The organism is Pseudescherichia sp. L3 (genome assembly GCF_024656065.1).
Taxonomy (GTDB): Bacteria; Pseudomonadota; Gammaproteobacteria; order Enterobacterales; family Enterobacteriaceae; genus Pseudescherichia.
This window is the reverse complement of the sequence record NZ_JANKYC010000001.1, coordinates 2,319,277-2,336,424: the sequence shown is the minus strand read 5'-3', so window position 1 is coordinate 2,336,424 and position 17,148 is coordinate 2,319,277. Positions and strand designations below refer to the sequence as shown.

The following is a 17,148-nucleotide window of genomic DNA, read 5'->3' as shown; positions in this document are numbered from 1 at the left end:
ACATTACGTTATAAGTGGTTATTAATGTTAAAAAATGCTTAATTAATAACTTATATGTAACATTTTATTATCATTTAACGTAACTCAGGCTCGGTTTCGCGTCGTTTTACCCTTTTTCAGCATGTATCAAGTTGCAAATATGTGAACTGAATCGAGACAAGCAAATTCACGCTTTGGCAACCCGTCTCGCTGTTTAGGGTTTGCTTGCACCTGCAGGGTTTTAACGCCAGACTAACGCCTTCAAAACGGGAGGGATTCATGGTTTTGCATTCTACGCGCTGGCTGGCGCTGAGCTACTTTACCTACTTTTTCAGCTACGGCATCTTTTTACCTTTCTGGAGCGTTTGGCTCAAGGGCACCGGCCTGACGCCGGAAACCATCGGCCTGCTGCTCGGCGCAGGGCTGGTCGCCCGCTTTCTCGGTAGCCTGATTATTGCCCCGCGGGTCACCGATCCCTCCCGGCTGGTGTTCGCCCTGCGTGTACTGGCTCTCCTGACGCTGCTGTTTGCCCTGGCCTTTTGGGCTGGAAACCACGTTGGCTGGCTGATGGCGATCATCATAGGCTTTAACCTGTTCTTCTCGCCGCTGGTGCCACTCACCGACGCGCTGGCCAACACCTGGCAAAAGCAGATCGTCATGGACTATGGCCGGGTGCGCCTGTGGGGATCGGTCGCCTTTGTGATCGGCTCGGCGCTGACCGGCAAGCTGGTGAGCCTCTTCGACTACCGGGCGATCCTGGCGATGCTTACCCTGGGGAGTGTCTCCATGCTGCTCGGGATGCTGCTGCGTCCGTCGGTGATGCCGCTTGGGGAGCGCCGGGCGCAGGCCGCCGCCGGTTGGCCCGCATGGCGCAGCCTGATACGTCAGAACGGGCGCTTTCTTGCCTGCGTCTCGCTGCTGCAGGGGGCGCACGCCGCCTACTACGGCTTCAGCGCCATCTACTGGCAGGAGGCGGGCTACTCCGCCTCAACGGTGGGCTATCTCTGGTCGCTGGGCGTTGTTGCGGAGGTGATTATCTTCGCCCTGAGCAATCGCCTGTTCCGCCGCTGGAGCGCCCGGGATCTGCTCCTGCTGTCGGCGGTGTGCGGCGTAGTGCGCTGGACGCTGATGGGCTGGACCACGGCGCTGCCGTGGCTGCTGGTGGTGCAGGTGCTGCACTGTGGAACCTTTACCGTCTGCCACCTGGCGGCGATGCGCTATATTGCCGCCCGCCAGGGGAGCGAGGTGATCCGCCTGCAGGCCGTCTACTCGGCGGTGGCGATGGGGGGTAGCATCGCGGTCATGACCATCTTTGCTGGCTTCCTGTTCCAGCATCTGCACCAGGGCGTATTCTGGGTGATGGCGCTGGTCGCGCTGCCCGCGCTGTTTGTTCGGCCCGGCGTTACCGCCCGGGCTTAAGACTCCAGCATGTCGCGAATGTGTCGCTGCTGCTGCTCGCTCAGGGTCATCACCGCATGGATCAGCGGGGCGGAGAAGAGCGGCAGCGGCGTCACGTAAGGGGTCACTATCAGGGCGGCCTCGCGCGGGGCTCCCTCTTGCTGGAAGGTGGCGAGCGGCAGATACTTGATATTCAGCGGCAGCAGCGTCAGCTCACGCAGCTGCTCTTCAATGGCCCGCTCCCGCTCCGGCGCGTCGTCGGTGAGCAGGACCACCTGCTTCTCGTGCAGATCGCTCTCCTGCATCAGCCATGCGCCAAAGATCACCGCCACCAGTCCCGCCTCCTCATGGGTAAAGCACAGGTTATACTCCTCTTCGAAACAGAGCAGCGCCTCGCGGGTGGTACGCATCAGCCGGGGATAGAGCAGATTGATCTCCTCCGTCAGGCTGGTGTCGATTCCGATGCCAAACAGGCTACGGTTCAGCGCCTGCGCCAGGTGAATATAGAGCTGATCGGTCAGCCCCTGCTCATCGCTAAAGTCCATCCCGGAGAGGGTGCGAAAGCGTTCAATGGTGCGGTGAATAGCTTCCCGTAGCCGGGTATCCTGCTGGTGGCTGTCGCGGATCGGATCCGGCGTGCGCAGCAGCATAAACAGCACCGCCAGAAAGAGATGCTCGCTCACGTGTGGGATCGGAACGACCCGGCGCTGCCAGTGGCGAATGATCTCATGGGCGACCAGATACTCCGCCCGCGCCTCGGCCCAGGCCTGCTGCAAGGGGGCGAACGCGGGCGTAAAGCCAAGCTGGTGCGCAAGCAGGCAATATTGTAGATAGAGGCGGAGGAACTGAATATCCCGCTGCTCAAACTGCCGCTCGAGGCGACGGGAGCAGAGATTAATCAGGGCATGCAGGTTAGTATCGTCATACAATGTTCTGGCGATACCCTGCTGCTTAAGCGCATTTTTTAGCGCCGGGGTAAAGTGAGCGCTAACAAAGTTGGGGCAGAGACGAATGGCGCGCTTGAGCCAGTGGATGAGGCAGAGACGCTGGTCAAGGGCCGCGCCCTCGATGCGGTAGCTGCCGTCTTGCTGCGCGGTAATGTTCAGCCGGTGGTAGCGCTGGATCTCATGACCCGTATCGGCAATATCTTGCCGGGTAATTGTGCCGTCCACGTTGTTCAGCTTGCCGAGTATATCTGGTGTCACCGTTTGTCCTGGCAGGGCGAGCATTAGGAGTACATGACAGCGGCGTTGTGAACTGGAGAGCACAGATGGCGGTATCGTTACGGTTGTCATCTGCTGGATTCCAGTTAGGGGTTTCGATAAGAATAGCTAAAGGATACGGCGGCGAAAGCCCCGCTGTCGGGCTTTCCCTCAGGAATGCCGGGGGGCGTCACAGAATTTTTCTCGTAAGGAACACATGCAAACAGTTAAACCGTACGCTGGCGCGCTGGTTTTCGCGTTTTTATCGCTTCCCGCGCTGGCGCATCCCCATAGCTTTATTCGTCTGCAAACCGAGCCGGTTGTGGCGAAGGGGCAGCTAGTGGCGCTCGATATGCGCTGGACGATGGATGAGATCACTTCAGCCGATCTGCTCTATGACGCCGGTGACGCTAAGCCGGAATCGCCGGTATGGAAAAAGCTGGCGGCGGAGGTGATGGCCAACGTGCTGGGGCAGCACTACTTTACCGAGGTCTGGCATAACGGGCAGCGGGTTAAGTTTCTTAATCGGCCCACGCACTACGGCATGTCGCGGGTCGATCACCAGGCCGTGCTGACCTTTACCCTGCCGCTGGCCACGCCGCAGCCGCTGGCCGGGCAGCGCTACACCTTTTCCACCTTCGATCCCACCTACTATGTCGATATGACCTACCAGAGCGAGCGCGACATTACGCTCTCTGCCGATCTGCAAAAACATTGCCAGGCAGAGCTGCGCACGCCGACGCCGGGGGAGGAGACTCTGGCCTTCGCGCAGTCGCTGGATAAAGAGGATGCGCCGCCGGAGGATATGGATCTCGGCAAGCAGTTTGCCCAGACCGTGATTCTGGAGTGCAAGGCATGATGCTAAGTTCAGTAAGACGCGCGCCCCGCTGGCGTGCGCTCTGGCCGCTGGCCCTGCTGCTGATCTGTGCCGTAGTAGGCGGGGTGCAGCTGTGGCACGCCTGGCCCCGGATCATGCTGGAGAGCGCGGGCTGGCAGCGGGAAGTTAACCAGCAGATGAGCGCCCTGTTAAAAGGCGTGGCGGCGGATCCGAGCCGGGCGGGTGGGGCGCTGCTGCTGTTTAGCTTTCTTTATGGAGTGCTACACGCCCTTGGGCCGGGCCACGGTAAAGTGGTGATAACCACCTGGCTCGCCACCCATCCGTCAAAACTGAGGTCGAGCATAGGCCTGACCCTCGCCTCGTCGCTGCTGCAGGGGCTGGTAGCCATTGTGCTGGTGGTTGTGGTTCTGACCCTGCTCCAGCTGCCTGCCCGTCAGCTGCATGTGAGCAGCTACTGGTTAGAGAAGGGGAGCTATGCTCTGGTGGGCGTGCTGGGACTCCTGCTCTGCTGGCGGGCGCTGAATAAGCTGCGTCTGCTCTTGCGCAGGCCGAAGTTTACCGCTTTTACCCCACACCATGTGCACGATGCCCACTGCGGCTGCGGGCATCAGCATCTGCCCACGCCGGAGCAGCTCACGCGCGGCGATGACTGGCGCGCCCGACTGATTATTATTCTGTCGATGGGGATGCGACCCTGTTCCGGGGCGATCATGGTCCTGCTGTTCAGTAAAGTTATTGGGGTGTTTAGCTGGGGAATGGCATCGGCCATGGCGATGGCGGCAGGCACTTCGCTGACCATCTCTTCTCTGGCGCTGCTGGTGCATAGCTTTCGGCGGCTGGCGGTCAAACTTGGCGGCACTAAAACGCCGGTGCTGTGGCAGCAGGTAGGCTGGTCAACGCTGGCTTTGGCTGGAGGCGTGATTCTGGTAACGGCGGCGGTGGTGATGTGGCTCAGTGCAGTGCCGGTGAGCAGGGGATTGAGGCCGTTTTAAATCGCCGGATAAGCGTAGTGCTTATCCGGCGTTAGCGATGCTTAACGCTTCAGCGCTTCACTCAGCTCGTCACGCATATTCGCCAGCATGGCTTTCACTACGCGCGGGTTACCGGCGACGATGTTACCGCTCATCATGTAGTTGTGGTTACCGGTGAAGTCACACACCAGGCCACCTGCTTCACGAACCAGCAGCTCGCCTGCGGCAAAATCCCACGGCTTCAGGCCGATCTCAAAGAAACCGTCTACGCGGCCAGCGGCAACGTAGGCCAGATCCAGCGCGGCAGAGCCGGTGCGGCGGAAGTCAGCGCACTCGGTGAAGAGTTTACCCACGATCTTGATGTAGGTCGGGGCATGCTGTTTGGCTTTGAACGGGAAACCGGTCGCCAGGATGGTGCCATCCAGATCGCGAGCGGTGCCGCCGCGCAGGCGGTAGCCGTTGAGCTGTGCGCCCTGGCCACGGGTAGCGGTGAACAGTTCGTTACGCATTGGATCGTAAACCACGGCAACTTCGGTACGGCCTTTAATGCGCACAGCGATTGAGACCGAGAAGTGGGGCAGACGTTTGATAAAGTTGGTGGTGCCATCCAGTGGATCGATAACCCATTGCACATCCTGATCTTCGCCTGCGTGTTCACCGGACTCTTCGGTGATAATGGTATGTTGCGGGTAAGATTTGCGGATAGTGTCGATAATCACGGCCTCGGCGGCTTTATCAACGTTAGTTACGAAATCATTGCTGCCTTTCTGGTTGGTTTCAACAGAGTCAGGCGTTTCGTAGTGTTTGGCAATTACATTACCCGCCTTGCGCGCTGCGCGCACGGCGATGGTCAGCATTGGATGCATCGGTATCTCTCACTGGATGTTAAAGAACGGGGGTGAAAACGGCGCAGAGTATACCAGCGAGTTCGGATTATGTCTTTGCTTTATGCTAATATGCGCAAATATTCTTAAGACGCTGAAAAACTATGCTGCAAAATATACGAATCGTGCTGGTTGAAACCTCTCACACCGGCAACATGGGCTCCGTTGCCCGCGCCATGAAAACCATGGGCTTAACAAACCTTTGGCTGGTTAACCCGCTGGTGAAGCCGGACTCCCAGGCCATCGCCCTGGCCGCCGGGGCCAGCGACGTCATCGGTAACGCACAGATTGTCGACACCCTCGACGACGCGCTGGCGGGTTGTAGCCTGGTGGTGGGCACCAGCGCGCGCTCCCGTACGCTGCCGTGGCCAATGCTGGATCCGCGCGAGTGCGGACTGAAGAGCGTTAGCGAAGGGCAGCACGCGCCGGTGGCGCTGGTATTTGGCCGCGAGCGCGTGGGCCTGACCAACGAAGAGTTGCAGAAGTGCCACTACCACGTTGCTATTGCTGCGAACCCGGAGTACAGCTCGCTGAACCTGGCCATGGCGGTACAGGTCATCGCCTATGAAGTCCGCATGGCCTGGCTGGCGGCGCAGGAAGCCGACGCTGAACCGGCAGAGGAAGAGACGCCTTATCCGCTGGTAGACGACCTTGAGCGCTTCTACGGCCACCTTGAACAGACTCTGCTGGCGACCGGTTTTATCCGCCCCGATCATCCGGGACAGGTAATGAACAAGCTGCGTCGACTCTTTACCCGCGCACGTCCGGAGAGCCAGGAGCTGAACATCCTGCGCGGTATTCTGGCGTCGATTGAGCAGAAGAGTAAAGAGTAATAAAACGGCACAAAACGCCTAATACCTGACTAAAACAGTCAAGTAAATAGTTGACCATTTTAGTCGGGAATGTCACACTTGCGCCTGCTATGTAACAGACCATTTATAACTGTTTTTATAACTATCTATATAACGACAACCCCGGGCAGGGGCGAGTTTGAGGTTAAGTAAGACATGAGACTGACATCTAAAGGGCGTTATGCCGTTACTGCAATGCTGGACGTTGCGCTCAACTCTGAATCGGGCCCGGTGCCGTTGGCTGATATCTCCGAGCGTCAGGGAATCTCCCTCTCTTATCTGGAGCAGCTCTTCTCCCGCCTGCGTAAAAATGGCCTGGTCGCCAGCGTGCGCGGTCCGGGCGGCGGTTATCTGTTAGGTAAAGATGCCAACAGCATCGCCGTTGGCGAAGTGATCAGCGCCGTTGACGAATCGGTAGACGCCACCCGCTGTCAGGGTAAAGGCGGCTGCCAGGGCGGCGATAAGTGCCTGACCCACGCGCTGTGGCGCGACCTGAGCGATCGTCTGACCGGCTTCCTGAACAATATCACCCTCGGTGAACTGGTCAATAACCAGGAAGTGATGGACGTTGCCGATCGCCAGCACAGCCAGGAAACACAGCGCACCACCCGCGCGCAGGACTCAATCGACGTCAAACTGCGCGCGTAATAAAACCATAAAAGATTTATGAATCAGGCCGGAGCGCCACGCTTCGCCACGTCGGCCGTACATCCAGCCGGTAGCCTGATTCCTTGCATTGAAGCGATGTACGGAGTCTATAGAGCAATGAAATTACCGATCTATCTCGACTACTCCGCAACTACGCCGGTGGATCCGCGTGTTGCCGAGAAAATGATGCAGTGTCTGACCCTGGACGGAAACTTTGGTAACCCAGCTTCCCGTTCACACCGTTTTGGCTGGCATGCTGAAGAGGCGGTAGATATCGCCCGTAATCAGATTGCCGAGCTGGTTGGCGCTGATCCGCGTGAAATTGTTTTCACCTCCGGTGCAACCGAATCTGACAACCTGGCGATCAAAGGTGCTGCCAACTTCTACCAGAAAAAAGGCAAGCACATCATCACCAGCAAAACCGAACACAAAGCCGTGCTGGATACCTGCCGTCAGCTGGAGCGTGAAGGGTTTGACGTGACCTATCTTGCGCCGCAGAGCAACGGCATTATCGACCTGAAAGAGCTGGAAGCCGCCATGCGCGACGACACCATTCTGGTCTCCATCATGCACGTGAACAACGAAATCGGCGTTGTGCAGGATATCGCGACCATCGGTGAACTCTGCCGTGCGCGCGGCATCATCTACCACGTTGATGCAACCCAGAGCGTGGGCAAGCTGCCTATCGATCTGAGCCAGCTGAAAGTTGACCTGATGTCCTTCTCCGGCCACAAAATCTACGGTCCGAAAGGGATTGGCGCGCTGTACGTGCGTCGTAAACCGCGTATTCGTATCGAAGCGCAGATGCACGGTGGCGGTCACGAGCGCGGCATGCGTTCCGGTACGCTGCCTGTGCATCAGATCGTTGGCATGGGTGAAGCCTACCGCATCGCCAAGGAAGAGATGGACACCGAGATGGCACGCCTGCGTACGCTGCGTAACCGTCTGTGGGACGGCGTGAAAGATATGGAAGAAGTGTATCTGAACGGCGATCTTGAGCAGGGCGTACCGAACATCCTCAACGTCAGCTTTAACTACGTTGAAGGCGAGTCGCTGATCATGGCGCTGAAGGATCTCGCGGTCTCTTCTGGTTCCGCCTGTACCTCTGCAAGCCTTGAGCCATCCTACGTGCTGCGCGCGCTGGGTATGACTGACGAGCTGGCACACAGCTCTATTCGTTTCTCTTTAGGTCGTTTCACTACCGAAGAAGAGATTGACTACACCATCAATCTGGTTCGCAACTCCATTGGCCGTCTGCGCGACCTCTCTCCGCTGTGGGAGATGTTCAAACAGGGCGTGGATCTGAACAGCATTGAATGGTCTCATCATTAATCGGTAGCGGTATCAGGAGAATTTAAAATGGCTTATAGCGAAAAAGTAATCGATCACTACGAAAACCCGCGCAACGTTGGCTCTTTCGACAACAGCGACGCCAGCGTTGGTAGCGGCATGGTGGGTGCACCGGCCTGTGGCGACGTCATGAAGCTGCAGATCAAAGTCAACAACGACGGCATCATTGAAGACGCGCGTTTTAAAACCTACGGCTGCGGCTCGGCGATCGCCTCCAGCTCCCTCGTAACCGAGTGGGTGAAAGGCAAATCCCTGGACGAAGCCCAGGCGATTAAAAACACCGACATCGCCGATGAGCTGGAGCTGCCGCCGGTTAAGATCCACTGTTCTATCCTGGCGGAAGATGCAATCAAAGCGGCGATTGCGGACTACAAAAGCAAACGTGACGCGAAATAACGAGCAGAGGTTTGTATGTCGATTACCCTTAGCGACAGTGCTGCCGCGCGAGTAAATAGCTTCCTGGCCAACCGGGGTAAAGGGTTTGGTCTGCGCCTGGGGGTGAGAACCTCCGGCTGTTCGGGTATGGCCTACGTGCTGGAATTTGTTGACGAGCCTGCGGCAGAAGATACCGTGTTCGAAGACAAAGGCGTTAAGGTCGTGGTCGATGGCAAAAGCCTGCAGTTCCTGAACGGCACTCAGCTGGACTTCGTAAAAGAGGGCCTCAACGAAGGGTTTAAGTTTACTAACCCGAACGTGAAAGATGAGTGCGGCTGCGGCGAAAGCTTCCACGTTTAACCGCGCCTGAACGACTCAACCCCACTGCTCTGCGGTGGGGTTTGCTTTAACCCGCCTAACCCCGAGACTGTTATGGATTACTTTACCCTCTTTGGGTTGCCCGCCAGCTATCATCTGGATACCCAGGCGCTGGCCACCCGCTTTCAGGATCTGCAACGTCAATACCATCCCGACCGGTTTGCCAGCGGCACCGCCGCTGAACAGCTTGCCGCCGTCCAACACTCTGCGACCATCAACCAGGCATGGCAAACGCTGCGCCATCCGCTGCCGCGCGCCGAGTATCTGCTCTCCCTGCACGGTTTCGACCTCGCCAGCGAGCAGCACACCGTCCGCGACACCGCCTTCCTGATGGAGCAGCTTGAACTGCGTGAAGAGCTGGATGAGATTGAGCAGGCCCGCGATACCGATCGGCTTGAGGCATTTCTGAAGCGTGTCGCGGCGATGTTTACCTCGCGCCACCAGACCATGGTAGAGCAGCTTGACGGTGAGTCGTGGAGCGATGCCGCAGAGACGGTGCGTAAACTCCGTTTTCTCGATAAACTACGCAGCACAGCAGAACAACTCGAAGAAAAGCTGCTCGATTTTTAAATTTCGGAAGCAAACATGGCCTTATTACAAATTAGTGAGCCGGGCATGAGTGCCGCGCCGCACCAGCGTCGTCTGGCGGCGGGCATTGATCTGGGTACAACACACTCTCTGGTGGCTACCGTGCGTAGCGGCCAGGCACAAACGCTGCCGGACAGCGACGGGCGTCACCTGTTGCCGTCCGTGGTGCACTATCAGCCGCAGGGCCACAGGGTGGGCTTTGAGGCGCGCAGCAATGCGGTCAACGATCCGGCTAATACCATTAGCTCGGTTAAGCGCATGATGGGCCGCTCGCTGGCCGACATCCAGACGCGCTACCCGCATCTGCCGTATCAGCTGCAGGCGAGCGAAAACGGCCTGCCGATGATCGCCACCGCTGCGGGCCTGCTGAACCCGGTGCGCATCTCTGCCGATATTCTCAAGGCGCTGGCCGCGCGTGCCACTGAAGCGCTGGCGGGCGAGCTGGACGGCGTAGTGATCACCGTCCCGGCCTACTTTGACGATGCCCAGCGTCAGGGCACCAAAGACGCCGCGCGGCTGGCGGGCCTGCACGTGCTGCGCCTGCTTAACGAGCCGACGGCGGCAGCCATCGCCTACGGCCTCGACTCTGGCAAAGAGGGCGTGATCGCCGTTTACGATCTGGGCGGCGGCACCTTTGATATCTCTATCCTGCGCCTGAGCCGTGGGGTATTTGAAGTCCTGGCCACCGGTGGCGACTCCGCGCTGGGCGGCGATGACTTCGACCACCTGCTGGCGGATCGCATCCGTGAGCTGGCGGGCATTAGCGATCGTCAGGATCCGCGCCTGCAGCGCCAGCTGCTGGACGCGGCTATCGATGCAAAAATTGCCCTCAGCGACGCCGAAAGCGTCGACGTCAACGTGGCAGGCTGGCAGGGCACCATCACTCGCACCGAGTTCAACGATCTCATCTCTACCCTGGTTAAGCGCACGCTGCTCTCCTGCCGCCGGGCGTTGAAAGACGCAGGCGTTGAGGCCGACGAGGTGCTGGAAGTGGTAATGGTGGGGGGCTCCACCCGCGTGCCGCTGGTGCGCGATCGCGTCGGCGAGTTCTTTGGCCGCCAGCCGCTGACCACCATCGATCCCGATAAGGTTGTTGCCATCGGCGCGGCGATTCAGGCCGATATTCTGGTCGGCAACAAGCCGGACAGCGAAATGCTGCTGCTGGATGTGATCCCGCTGTCGCTGGGTCTTGAGACCATGGGTGGACTGGTAGAGAAAGTGATCCCGCGTAACACCACCATTCCGGTGGCGCGCGCCCAGGAGTTCACCACCTTTAAAGATGGCCAGACCGCCATGTCGATCCACGTGATGCAGGGCGAGCGTGAGCTGGTCGCCGACTGCCGCTCGCTGGGGCGCTTTACCCTGCGCGGTATCCCGGCGCTGCCTGCCGGCGGGGCACACATTCGCGTGACCTTCCAGGTGGACGCCGACGGCCTGCTGAGCGTCACCGCCATGGAAAAATCCACTGGCGTGGCCGCCTCAATTCAGGTTAAACCCTCCTACGGGCTGACCGATGGCGAAATCGCCACCATGATCCAGGATTCCATGAGCTTTGCTGGCGAAGACGTGAAAGCGCGAATGCTGGCAGAGCAGAAAGTGGAGGCCGCGCGCGTGCTGGAGAGTCTGCAAAGCGCGCTCGGAACCGATGCCGCGCTGTTAAGCGCCGCAGAACGTCAGGTTATTGACGACGCCGCTGCACGTCTGCGTGTAGCCGCCGAGGGCGATGACGCTGACGCCATAGAGCAAGCCATTAAAAATATAGACAAACAAACCCAGGAGTTTGCCGCACGCCGCATGGACCAGTCGGTTCGTAAAGCGCTGAAGGGCCACTCTGTGGACGAGGTTTAATATGCCAAAGATTGTATTTTTGCCCCATCAGGATCTCTGTCCGGATGGCGCTGTTCTGGAAGCGAATGTCGGTGAGACCATTCTTGACGTTGCCCTGCGTAACGGCATTGAGATTGAACACGCTTGCGAAAAATCCTGTGCCTGCACCACCTGCCACTGCGTAGTGCGTGAAGGTTTTGACTCGCTGGCGGAGAGCACCGAAGACGAAGACGACATGCTGGATAAAGCCTGGGGTCTGGAGCCGGAGAGCCGTCTGAGCTGTCAGGCTCGCGTCACCGACGAAGATCTGGTGGTCGAGATGCCGCGTTATACTATTAACCACGCGCGGGAGCATTGATATGGGCCTGAAGTGGAGTGACAGCCGTGAAATCGGCGAGGCGCTGTATGACGCTTACCCGGATCTCGATCCGAAAACCGTGCGCTTTACCGATATGCACCAGTGGATTTGTGAACTGGACGACTTTGATGACGAACCAAACGCATCCAATGAAAAGATTCTGGAAGCGATTCTGTTAGTCTGGTTAGACGAAGCGTCATAATGCACAGCGGGCTGCCTTCGGGTAGCCCGTTTTCACATCGCAGGCTTGATCATAAGGACAGAATAATGACAACCGAAGCCATGAAAATCACCCTGACGACTCAGCCCGCCGATGCGCGCTGGGGCGAGAAAGCAGCTTACAGCATTAACAGCGACGGCGTTGCGCTACACCTTACCGGTGCAGACGACCTGGGCCTGATCCAGCGCGCGGCGCGCAAAATCGACGGCATGGGCATCAAGCACGTCCAGCTGGCAGGCGAGGGCTGGGACGTCGACCGCAGCTGGGCATTCTGGCAGGGCTACCGCGGGCCGAAAGGCAGCCGCAAAATTGAGTGGGCTGCGCTGGACGATGCCCAGCAGAAAGAGCTGGAGAGCCGCCGCAACGTTATCGACTGGGTGCGCGATGCCATCAACGCCTCTCCCGAAGAGCTGGGGCCGGAGCAATTGGCCCAGCGCGCGGTGGATCTGCTGAGCGGCGTGGGCGGGGAGAACATCTCTTACCGCATTACCAAAGGCGAAGATCTGCGCGAGCAGAACTACATGGGGATCTACACCGTTGGCCGCGGCTCCGAGCGCACGCCGGTTCTGCTGGCGCTGGACTACAACCCCACCGGTGATAAAAATGCCCCGGTCTACGCCTGCCTGGTCGGCAAAGGCGTCACCTTTGACTCCGGCGGCTACAGCATTAAGCAGAGCGCTTTTATGGACTCGATGAAGTCCGATATGGGCGGCGCAGCCATGGTCACCGGCGCACTGGCATTTGCCATTACGCGTGGCCTGAATAAACGCGTGAAGCTCTACCTCTGCTGTGCAGATAACCTGATCAGCGGCAACGCCTTCAAGCTTGGCGACATCATTCGCTACCGCAACGGCAAAACCGTTGAGATCATGAATACCGACGCCGAAGGCCGTCTGGTGCTGGCCGATGGCCTGATCGACGCGGTGAAGCAAAATCCAGAGCTGATTATCGACGCGGCAACGCTGACCGGCGCGGCGAAAACCGCCCTCGGCAACGACTACCACGCGCTGCTGAGCTTTGATGACAAGCTGGCAAATCGCCTGCTGGCTAGCGCCAGCGCGGAGAACGAGCCGTTCTGGCGTCTGCCGCTGGCGGAGTTCCACCGCAGCCAGCTGCCGTCTAACTTTGCCGAACTGAACAACACTGCCAGCGCCGCCTTCCCGGCGGGAGCCAGCACCGCCGCCGGTTTCCTCTCCCACTTTGTTGAGAACTACCGTGAAGGTTGGCTGCATATCGACTGTTCTGCCACCTACCGTAAAGCGGCCGTGGATCAGTGGGCTGCTGGGGCAACCGGTCTGGGCGTGCGTACCATCGCTAACCTGTTAACTGCGGAATAATAACGTAGGCCGGGTAAGCGTAGTGCCACCCGGCGATTTACGAAGTTGTGAGTCTATGTCTGAAACGAAAAACGAATTAGAGACCCTGCTTGAGCAGGCGGCGACCGAGCCGGGTCACCGTCCTGCGTTCTTCCGCACGCTGATGACCTCCACCGTCTGGGTTCCCGGTACGGCGGCAGAGGGCCAGACGGTGGTTGAAGATAGCGCCCTGGATATTCAGCACTGGGAGAAAGACGACGGCACCTCGGTGATCCCGTTTTTCACCTCCCTGGAGGCTTTACAGCAGGCGGTTGAGGATGAGCAGGCATTCGTGGTAATGCCGGTGCGTACCCTGTTTGAGATGACCCTCGGCGAGACGCTGTTCCTCAACGCTAAGCTGCCGACGGGCAAAGAGTTTACGCCGAGTGAAATCGCCCACCTGGTGGGGAAAGAGGAGGGAAACCCCCTCAGCCAGCAGAAGGTTATAGAGGGCGGCAGCGCGCTGCTGCTCTCCGAGGTGGCCGAGCCGCCTGCGCAGATGGTTGACTCGTTGACGACGCTGTTTAAGACCATGAAAACGGTCAAGCGGGCGTTTCTCTGCTCTATCAAAGAGGAGGCTGACGCCCAGCCCAACCTGCTGATCGGCATTGAAGTTGAGGCCGACAGCGACATCGACGCGATTATCCAGTCAGCTGGCAGCGTTGCCACCGACACGTTGCCGGGCGATGAGCCCGTCGACATCTGCCTCGTTGCCGAAGGCGAGAAGGGCATCAGCCACTTTATGCTGGCGCACATTACGCCCTTCTATGAGCGGCGCTGGGGCAGCTTCCTGCGCGACTTTAAGCAGCGCATTATCTAGTCCCTCTGACGGGGTGAGCGTTCACCCCGTCGCTTCCAGCAGCAGCAAATCCATCAGCAGCACCAGGTTCGACTCGAATGAGGTTACCCCTGCGGCTTCGGCGGCAAAATGCACCGCCTCGTCATACAGTCCGAAATGGAGATCTGCCATGCCCGCCAGGGTATTGGCCGAGGCGCGGGTAAACGCCACGGTAGTCATGCCAACGTTTTTCGCTATGCGCGCTTTATCCAGCACCTGCTCCGTTTCACCGCTGCGGGAGACGGCAATAAACACCTCATAGCGGGCGGCGTTGCTGAGAAAAATATTGCGGCTGTCCCCCGGCCCAGAGATAAACGCCGTCTTGCCCAGCACCTGTAGTTTCTTGGTGAGATACTCCGCAAAGAGATAGGAGAAGCCCGCCCCGTAGAGAAAAAAGCTCTCTTTCTCACGCAGCAGAGCGGCGAAACAACGGCGCTTCTCCTCCGTCGCCCAGCGAAAGGTCTGCTGGTAGTTAGCGATAAACTGATTAAACCGCAGCGAGAGATCGGCGGTTTCATCCGCCGGGACCGTGATGTGTGGCGTATCGGCAAGCAGCTGCTTGCAGTACCAGATCAGCTCGCTGTAGCCGCTAAAACCCAGCTTCTGACACAGGCGCATGATGGTGGCGGTAGAGACAAAGGTCTCCTGGGCCAGCTCGCGCACGGTGATGTTGCCCACCAGAAGCGGGTGGGCGGTGAGATGGGCCAGCACGCGATACTCCGCGCGGGTCAGCGACTCGCCGCGCGACAGCAGCGGCGCAAGGCGGTTGTCCATGCTCAGGATGGTTCAACGGGCAGATCGTCCCGCGCGCCCCACTCACTCCATGAGCCGTCATAGAGCGTAACGCCCTCTACGCCCAGCGTCTCCAGCGCCAGCGCCACCACGGCAGCGGTAACCCCGGAGCCACAGCTCACCACAATCGGCTTGTTGAGATCGACACCCTGACGGGCAAACACAGCGCTCAGCTCGTCGGTGGTCTTTAACTCGCCCTCAAACACCAGATCGCCCCACGGCACGTTCAGCGCCCCAGGGATATGACCGCGCTTCAGTCCCGGACGCGGCTCATCCGCTTCGGCGTTAAAGCGTGGGGCAGGACGGGCATCTACCAGCTGAGCGGTTTTCTCATGGCTAATCAGCAGCACGTCAGTGAGGCGCTTCACGCGGTCGGCGTCAAAGTGGGCTTCAAACTCAGCTTCAGGCAGCGTCACGTCACCCTGCTGAAGCGGCAGCTCGTCGCGCTGCCAGCCTGCCAGGCCACCCGCCAGAATCGATACCTGCTCCACGCCAAAGGTTTTAAGCATCCACCACGCCCGAGGCGCAGAGTAGAGGTTACCTTCATCGTAAATCACCAGGTGCTTGTCGCTGCTGATGCCTAGCTCACGCATGGCAACGGCGAAGGCCTCCGGGCGCGGCAGCATGTGGGGCAGGGAAGAGGTATGGTCAGAGAGGGCTTCAATATCGAAAAAGACCGCGCCCGGAAGGTGTCCGGCGCGGTACTCGGCGCGCATATCCCTGTGCTCCTGGCCAACCGGTGCCATGCGCGCATCAATAATCTGTACGTCAGGCGAGTCGCCGTGTTCAATTAGCCAGTCGGCAGCAACGAAGAATGAGGTAGTCATAGCAGGTGGGCCTCCTTTAATGTGTTGATTAAAGGATTGTCGGTGTTTTTTCTCACACCGACAAGTTTACCCTCGCAACGCCGCGAGCAGGCTTCAGAAATTTATATGGATTCTCCGTCCTGCCAGGCTTTTTGCAGCTGCGGCCAGTAGTCACGGTTGGCCTCGATCATATCGTCGAGGATCGCTTTCGCGTGCTGCATCGTGGGCACAGTACGGTTCAGCGTAAAGGCCTGAAGGGCTTTCTCATAGCTACCCTCAATGGTTGCCTCCACCAGCAGTTGCTCAGAGGCCAGCTGCTGCATCAGCAGGGTCTGGTGGAACAGCGGCACCGCGCCCATGCGCACCGGCTCAGGCCCGTTGGCAGTAATGTAGGCTGGCACCTCAACCATGGCGTCATAGGGCAGGTTAGCGATTGCTCCCTTGTTTTCGACAATCACCAGATGGCGCTGGCGCAGGTCGAAGGCCAGCGAGCAGGCGACATCAACGATAAACGCCCCGTGGACGCCAACGTGGAAGGCATCTGGCAGGATCCCGGTACGCTGGTACTCTTCGGCGGCGGCAAACAGTTTCTTCTCGCGGCCGTTCATCACCTCGTTGGCGCGAGTCAGGTGCGGATCCTGATGCTCAACGATCTGGTTCGGCATCAGGTAATATTGCAAATAGGGGTTCGGCAGATAGTCCGGGAAGTGGTCCATGATCGGCTTAATGTTGCGCCAGGTCTTCACCCAGGAGGGATCGGCGTGCTGCGGATCGGTCTTCGAGGCGTCCTCAGTCAGCAAACCAAACTGCGCCACGTGACGACGCACCTCGGGCAGGCGGTCTTCACCGTCCACCAGGATACGGGTAAACCATCCGAAGTGGTTCAGGCCAAAGTAGTCCACCTGTAATTTGTGGCGATCGACCCCCAGAATAGCGCCGATGTTACGCATCGCCGCCACTGGCATATCACAGATATTCAGCACCCGCGCGTCAGGACGCAGGCGACGTACCCCTTCGGCCACAATCGCCGCCGGGTTGGAGTAGTTCACGATCCATGCTTTTTTATCCGCATACTGCTCTACCAGGTCGATAAGCTCGACCATCGGCAGGATAGTGCGCAGACCGTAAGCCAGGCCGCCTGGCCCGCAGGTCTCCTGGCCTACTACGCCATGGCGCAGAGGGATCTTCTCATCCTGCTCGCGCATTTTGTACTGGCCGACGCGCATCTGGGCAAAGATGAAGTGTGCTCCGCTGAAGGCGGTTTCGGCATCGCTGGTGATGGTAAACTTAATCGTGTCGCTGTGGTCGCGGATCACCTTCTCCACTACCGGGGCCAGCGTACGTTGGCGTGCCTCATCGATATCATAGAGACGGATCTCGGCCAGGGGGAAATCCTCCAGCCGCACCATCAGGCTTTTGACGATGCCCGGCGTATAGGTGCTGCCGCCGCCGGCGATGGAGAGAATAAATGGGGGGGTAAGCATGTGTGC

At 58.9% G+C, this 17,148-nt stretch carries 19 protein-coding genes; 14 read left to right on the top strand and 5 right to left on the bottom strand.

Features of this window, described 5'->3' with window-relative positions:
* Positions 1-258 precede the first annotated feature (258 nt).
* Positions 259-1,398: a 3-phenylpropionate MFS transporter gene (locus NR795_RS11320; protein WP_144818142.1), complete on the top strand. Its 1,140-nt coding sequence runs from the start codon at positions 259-261 to the stop codon at positions 1,396-1,398.
* Here the strand turns inward: NR795_RS11320 and csiE are convergent.
* Positions 1,395-2,672: a stationary phase inducible protein CsiE gene (gene csiE / locus NR795_RS11315; protein ID WP_144818143.1), complete on the bottom strand. Its 1,278-nt coding sequence runs from the start codon at positions 2,670-2,672 to the stop codon at positions 1,395-1,397. The two genes, NR795_RS11320 and csiE, sit on opposite strands and share 4 nt — an antisense overlap.
* A 124-nt stretch (positions 2,673-2,796) precedes the next feature.
* On the opposite strand from csiE, the gene NR795_RS11310 reads away from it, so the two are divergent.
* Entirely contained in the window at positions 2,797-3,438 is a 642-nt protein-coding gene (locus NR795_RS11310) for a DUF1007 family protein (RefSeq protein WP_257758230.1), read from the top strand.
* Positions 3,435-4,409 carry a nickel/cobalt transporter gene (locus NR795_RS11305; protein WP_257758229.1) on the top strand — a complete coding sequence of 325 codons (975 nt, stop codon included), beginning with the start codon at positions 3,435-3,437 and terminating at the stop codon, positions 4,407-4,409. Before NR795_RS11310 ends, NR795_RS11305 begins: the two co-directional genes overlap by 4 nt.
* Positions 4,410-4,450: 41 nt before the next feature.
* Here NR795_RS11305 and suhB read toward each other — a convergent pair whose 3' ends face one another.
* Positions 4,451-5,254: an inositol-1-monophosphatase gene (suhB, locus tag NR795_RS11300; RefSeq protein WP_238085418.1), complete on the bottom strand. Its 804-nt coding sequence runs from the start codon at positions 5,252-5,254 to the stop codon at positions 4,451-4,453.
* Between the two features lie 122 nt (positions 5,255-5,376).
* Between suhB and trmJ the strand changes: the two genes are divergently transcribed.
* From trmJ to sseB, 11 genes are all read left to right on the top strand, one after another.
* Complete coding sequence (gene trmJ, locus NR795_RS11295) at positions 5,377-6,105, top strand: tRNA (cytosine(32)/uridine(32)-2'-O)-methyltransferase TrmJ (RefSeq protein WP_144818147.1); 729 nt, start codon at positions 5,377-5,379, stop codon at positions 6,103-6,105.
* Between the two features lie 174 nt (positions 6,106-6,279).
* Positions 6,280-6,771, top strand: a complete 492-nt coding sequence (gene iscR / locus NR795_RS11290) for a Fe-S cluster assembly transcriptional regulator IscR (RefSeq protein ID WP_222888505.1) — start codon at positions 6,280-6,282, stop codon at positions 6,769-6,771.
* Positions 6,772-6,888: 117 nt separating this feature from the next.
* A complete protein-coding gene (locus NR795_RS11285) occupies positions 6,889-8,103 on the top strand; it encodes an IscS subfamily cysteine desulfurase (protein ID WP_144818149.1) in 1,215 nt (404 codons plus the stop codon).
* Between the two features lie 27 nt (positions 8,104-8,130).
* Complete coding sequence (iscU, locus tag NR795_RS11280) at positions 8,131-8,517, top strand: Fe-S cluster assembly scaffold IscU (RefSeq protein WP_042389043.1); 387 nt, start codon at positions 8,131-8,133, stop codon at positions 8,515-8,517.
* Positions 8,518-8,532: 15 nt separating this feature from the next.
* Positions 8,533-8,856, top strand: a complete 324-nt coding sequence (gene iscA / locus NR795_RS11275) for an iron-sulfur cluster assembly protein IscA (protein ID WP_103818854.1) — start codon at positions 8,533-8,535, stop codon at positions 8,854-8,856.
* A gap of 72 nt (positions 8,857-8,928) precedes the next feature.
* On the top strand, positions 8,929-9,444 hold the full coding sequence (gene hscB, locus NR795_RS11270) for a co-chaperone HscB (RefSeq protein WP_144818150.1): 516 nt from the start codon (positions 8,929-8,931) through the stop codon (positions 9,442-9,444).
* Between the two features lie 15 nt (positions 9,445-9,459).
* On the top strand, positions 9,460-11,310 hold the full coding sequence (gene hscA / locus NR795_RS11265) for a Fe-S protein assembly chaperone HscA (protein WP_257758228.1): 1,851 nt from the start codon (positions 9,460-9,462) through the stop codon (positions 11,308-11,310).
* A 1-nt stretch (position 11,311) separates the two neighbouring features.
* On the top strand, positions 11,312-11,647 hold the full coding sequence (gene fdx / locus NR795_RS11260; RefSeq protein WP_034459208.1) for an ISC system 2Fe-2S type ferredoxin: 336 nt from the start codon (positions 11,312-11,314) through the stop codon (positions 11,645-11,647).
* A 1-nt stretch (position 11,648) separates the two neighbouring features.
* Entirely contained in the window at positions 11,649-11,849 is a 201-nt protein-coding gene (iscX, locus tag NR795_RS11255) for a Fe-S cluster assembly protein IscX (RefSeq protein WP_042389051.1), read from the top strand.
* A 65-nt stretch (positions 11,850-11,914) separates the two neighbouring features.
* Complete coding sequence (gene pepB / locus NR795_RS11250) at positions 11,915-13,204, top strand: aminopeptidase PepB (protein ID WP_222888501.1); 1,290 nt, start codon at positions 11,915-11,917, stop codon at positions 13,202-13,204.
* 55 nt (positions 13,205-13,259) lie between these two features.
* The gene (gene sseB, locus NR795_RS11245; RefSeq protein WP_238085411.1) at positions 13,260-14,042 is read left to right on the top strand and encodes an enhanced serine sensitivity protein SseB; all 783 of its coding nucleotides are present in this window, start codon (positions 13,260-13,262) and stop codon (positions 14,040-14,042) included.
* 21 nt (positions 14,043-14,063) lie between these two features.
* On the opposite strand, the gene NR795_RS11240 is transcribed toward sseB, so the two are convergent.
* The 3 genes from NR795_RS11240 to NR795_RS11230 form a co-directional block, all read right to left on the bottom strand.
* A complete protein-coding gene (locus tag NR795_RS11240; protein ID WP_257758226.1) occupies positions 14,064-14,834 on the bottom strand; it encodes a MurR/RpiR family transcriptional regulator in 771 nt (256 codons plus the stop codon).
* 2 nt (positions 14,835-14,836) lie between these two features.
* The gene (gene sseA, locus NR795_RS11235) at positions 14,837-15,679 is read right to left on the bottom strand and encodes a 3-mercaptopyruvate sulfurtransferase (RefSeq protein ID WP_257758225.1); all 843 of its coding nucleotides are present in this window, start codon (positions 15,677-15,679) and stop codon (positions 14,837-14,839) included.
* A gap of 101 nt (positions 15,680-15,780) precedes the next feature.
* Positions 15,781-17,142 (bottom strand): 6-phospho-alpha-glucosidase, encoded by a 1,362-nt coding sequence (locus NR795_RS11230; protein ID WP_257758224.1) that lies wholly within the window; start codon positions 17,140-17,142, stop codon positions 15,781-15,783.
* Positions 17,143-17,148: the final 6 nt, after the last annotated feature.

What these genes read in the sequence shown, in the direction of transcription:
- NR795_RS11320 (WP_144818142.1), top strand. Translation starts at nt 259, where the DNA reads ATGGTTTTGCATTCTACGCGCTGGCTGGCGCTGAGCTACTTTACCTAC.
- csiE (WP_144818143.1), bottom strand. Translation starts at nt 2,672, where the DNA reads ATGACAACCGTAACGATACCGCCATCTGTGCTCTCCAGTTCACAACGC.
- NR795_RS11310 (WP_257758230.1), top strand. Translation starts at nt 2,797, where the DNA reads ATGCAAACAGTTAAACCGTACGCTGGCGCGCTGGTTTTCGCGTTTTTA.
- NR795_RS11305 (WP_257758229.1), top strand. Translation starts at nt 3,435, where the DNA reads ATGATGCTAAGTTCAGTAAGACGCGCGCCCCGCTGGCGTGCGCTCTGG.
- suhB (WP_238085418.1), bottom strand. Translation starts at nt 5,254, where the DNA reads ATGCATCCAATGCTGACCATCGCCGTGCGCGCAGCGCGCAAGGCGGGT.
- trmJ (WP_144818147.1), top strand. Translation starts at nt 5,377, where the DNA reads ATGCTGCAAAATATACGAATCGTGCTGGTTGAAACCTCTCACACCGGC.
- iscR (WP_222888505.1), top strand. Translation starts at nt 6,280, where the DNA reads ATGAGACTGACATCTAAAGGGCGTTATGCCGTTACTGCAATGCTGGAC.
- NR795_RS11285 (WP_144818149.1), top strand. Translation starts at nt 6,889, where the DNA reads ATGAAATTACCGATCTATCTCGACTACTCCGCAACTACGCCGGTGGAT.
- iscU (WP_042389043.1), top strand. Translation starts at nt 8,131, where the DNA reads ATGGCTTATAGCGAAAAAGTAATCGATCACTACGAAAACCCGCGCAAC.
- iscA (WP_103818854.1), top strand. Translation starts at nt 8,533, where the DNA reads ATGTCGATTACCCTTAGCGACAGTGCTGCCGCGCGAGTAAATAGCTTC.
- hscB (WP_144818150.1), top strand. Translation starts at nt 8,929, where the DNA reads ATGGATTACTTTACCCTCTTTGGGTTGCCCGCCAGCTATCATCTGGAT.
- hscA (WP_257758228.1), top strand. Translation starts at nt 9,460, where the DNA reads ATGGCCTTATTACAAATTAGTGAGCCGGGCATGAGTGCCGCGCCGCAC.
- fdx (WP_034459208.1), top strand. Translation starts at nt 11,312, where the DNA reads ATGCCAAAGATTGTATTTTTGCCCCATCAGGATCTCTGTCCGGATGGC.
- iscX (WP_042389051.1), top strand. Translation starts at nt 11,649, where the DNA reads ATGGGCCTGAAGTGGAGTGACAGCCGTGAAATCGGCGAGGCGCTGTAT.
- pepB (WP_222888501.1), top strand. Translation starts at nt 11,915, where the DNA reads ATGACAACCGAAGCCATGAAAATCACCCTGACGACTCAGCCCGCCGAT.
- sseB (WP_238085411.1), top strand. Translation starts at nt 13,260, where the DNA reads ATGTCTGAAACGAAAAACGAATTAGAGACCCTGCTTGAGCAGGCGGCG.
- NR795_RS11240 (WP_257758226.1), bottom strand. Translation starts at nt 14,834, where the DNA reads ATGGACAACCGCCTTGCGCCGCTGCTGTCGCGCGGCGAGTCGCTGACC.
- sseA (WP_257758225.1), bottom strand. Translation starts at nt 15,679, where the DNA reads ATGACTACCTCATTCTTCGTTGCTGCCGACTGGCTAATTGAACACGGC.
- NR795_RS11230 (WP_257758224.1), bottom strand. Translation starts at nt 17,142, where the DNA reads ATGCTTACCCCCCCATTTATTCTCTCCATCGCCGGCGGCGGCAGCACC.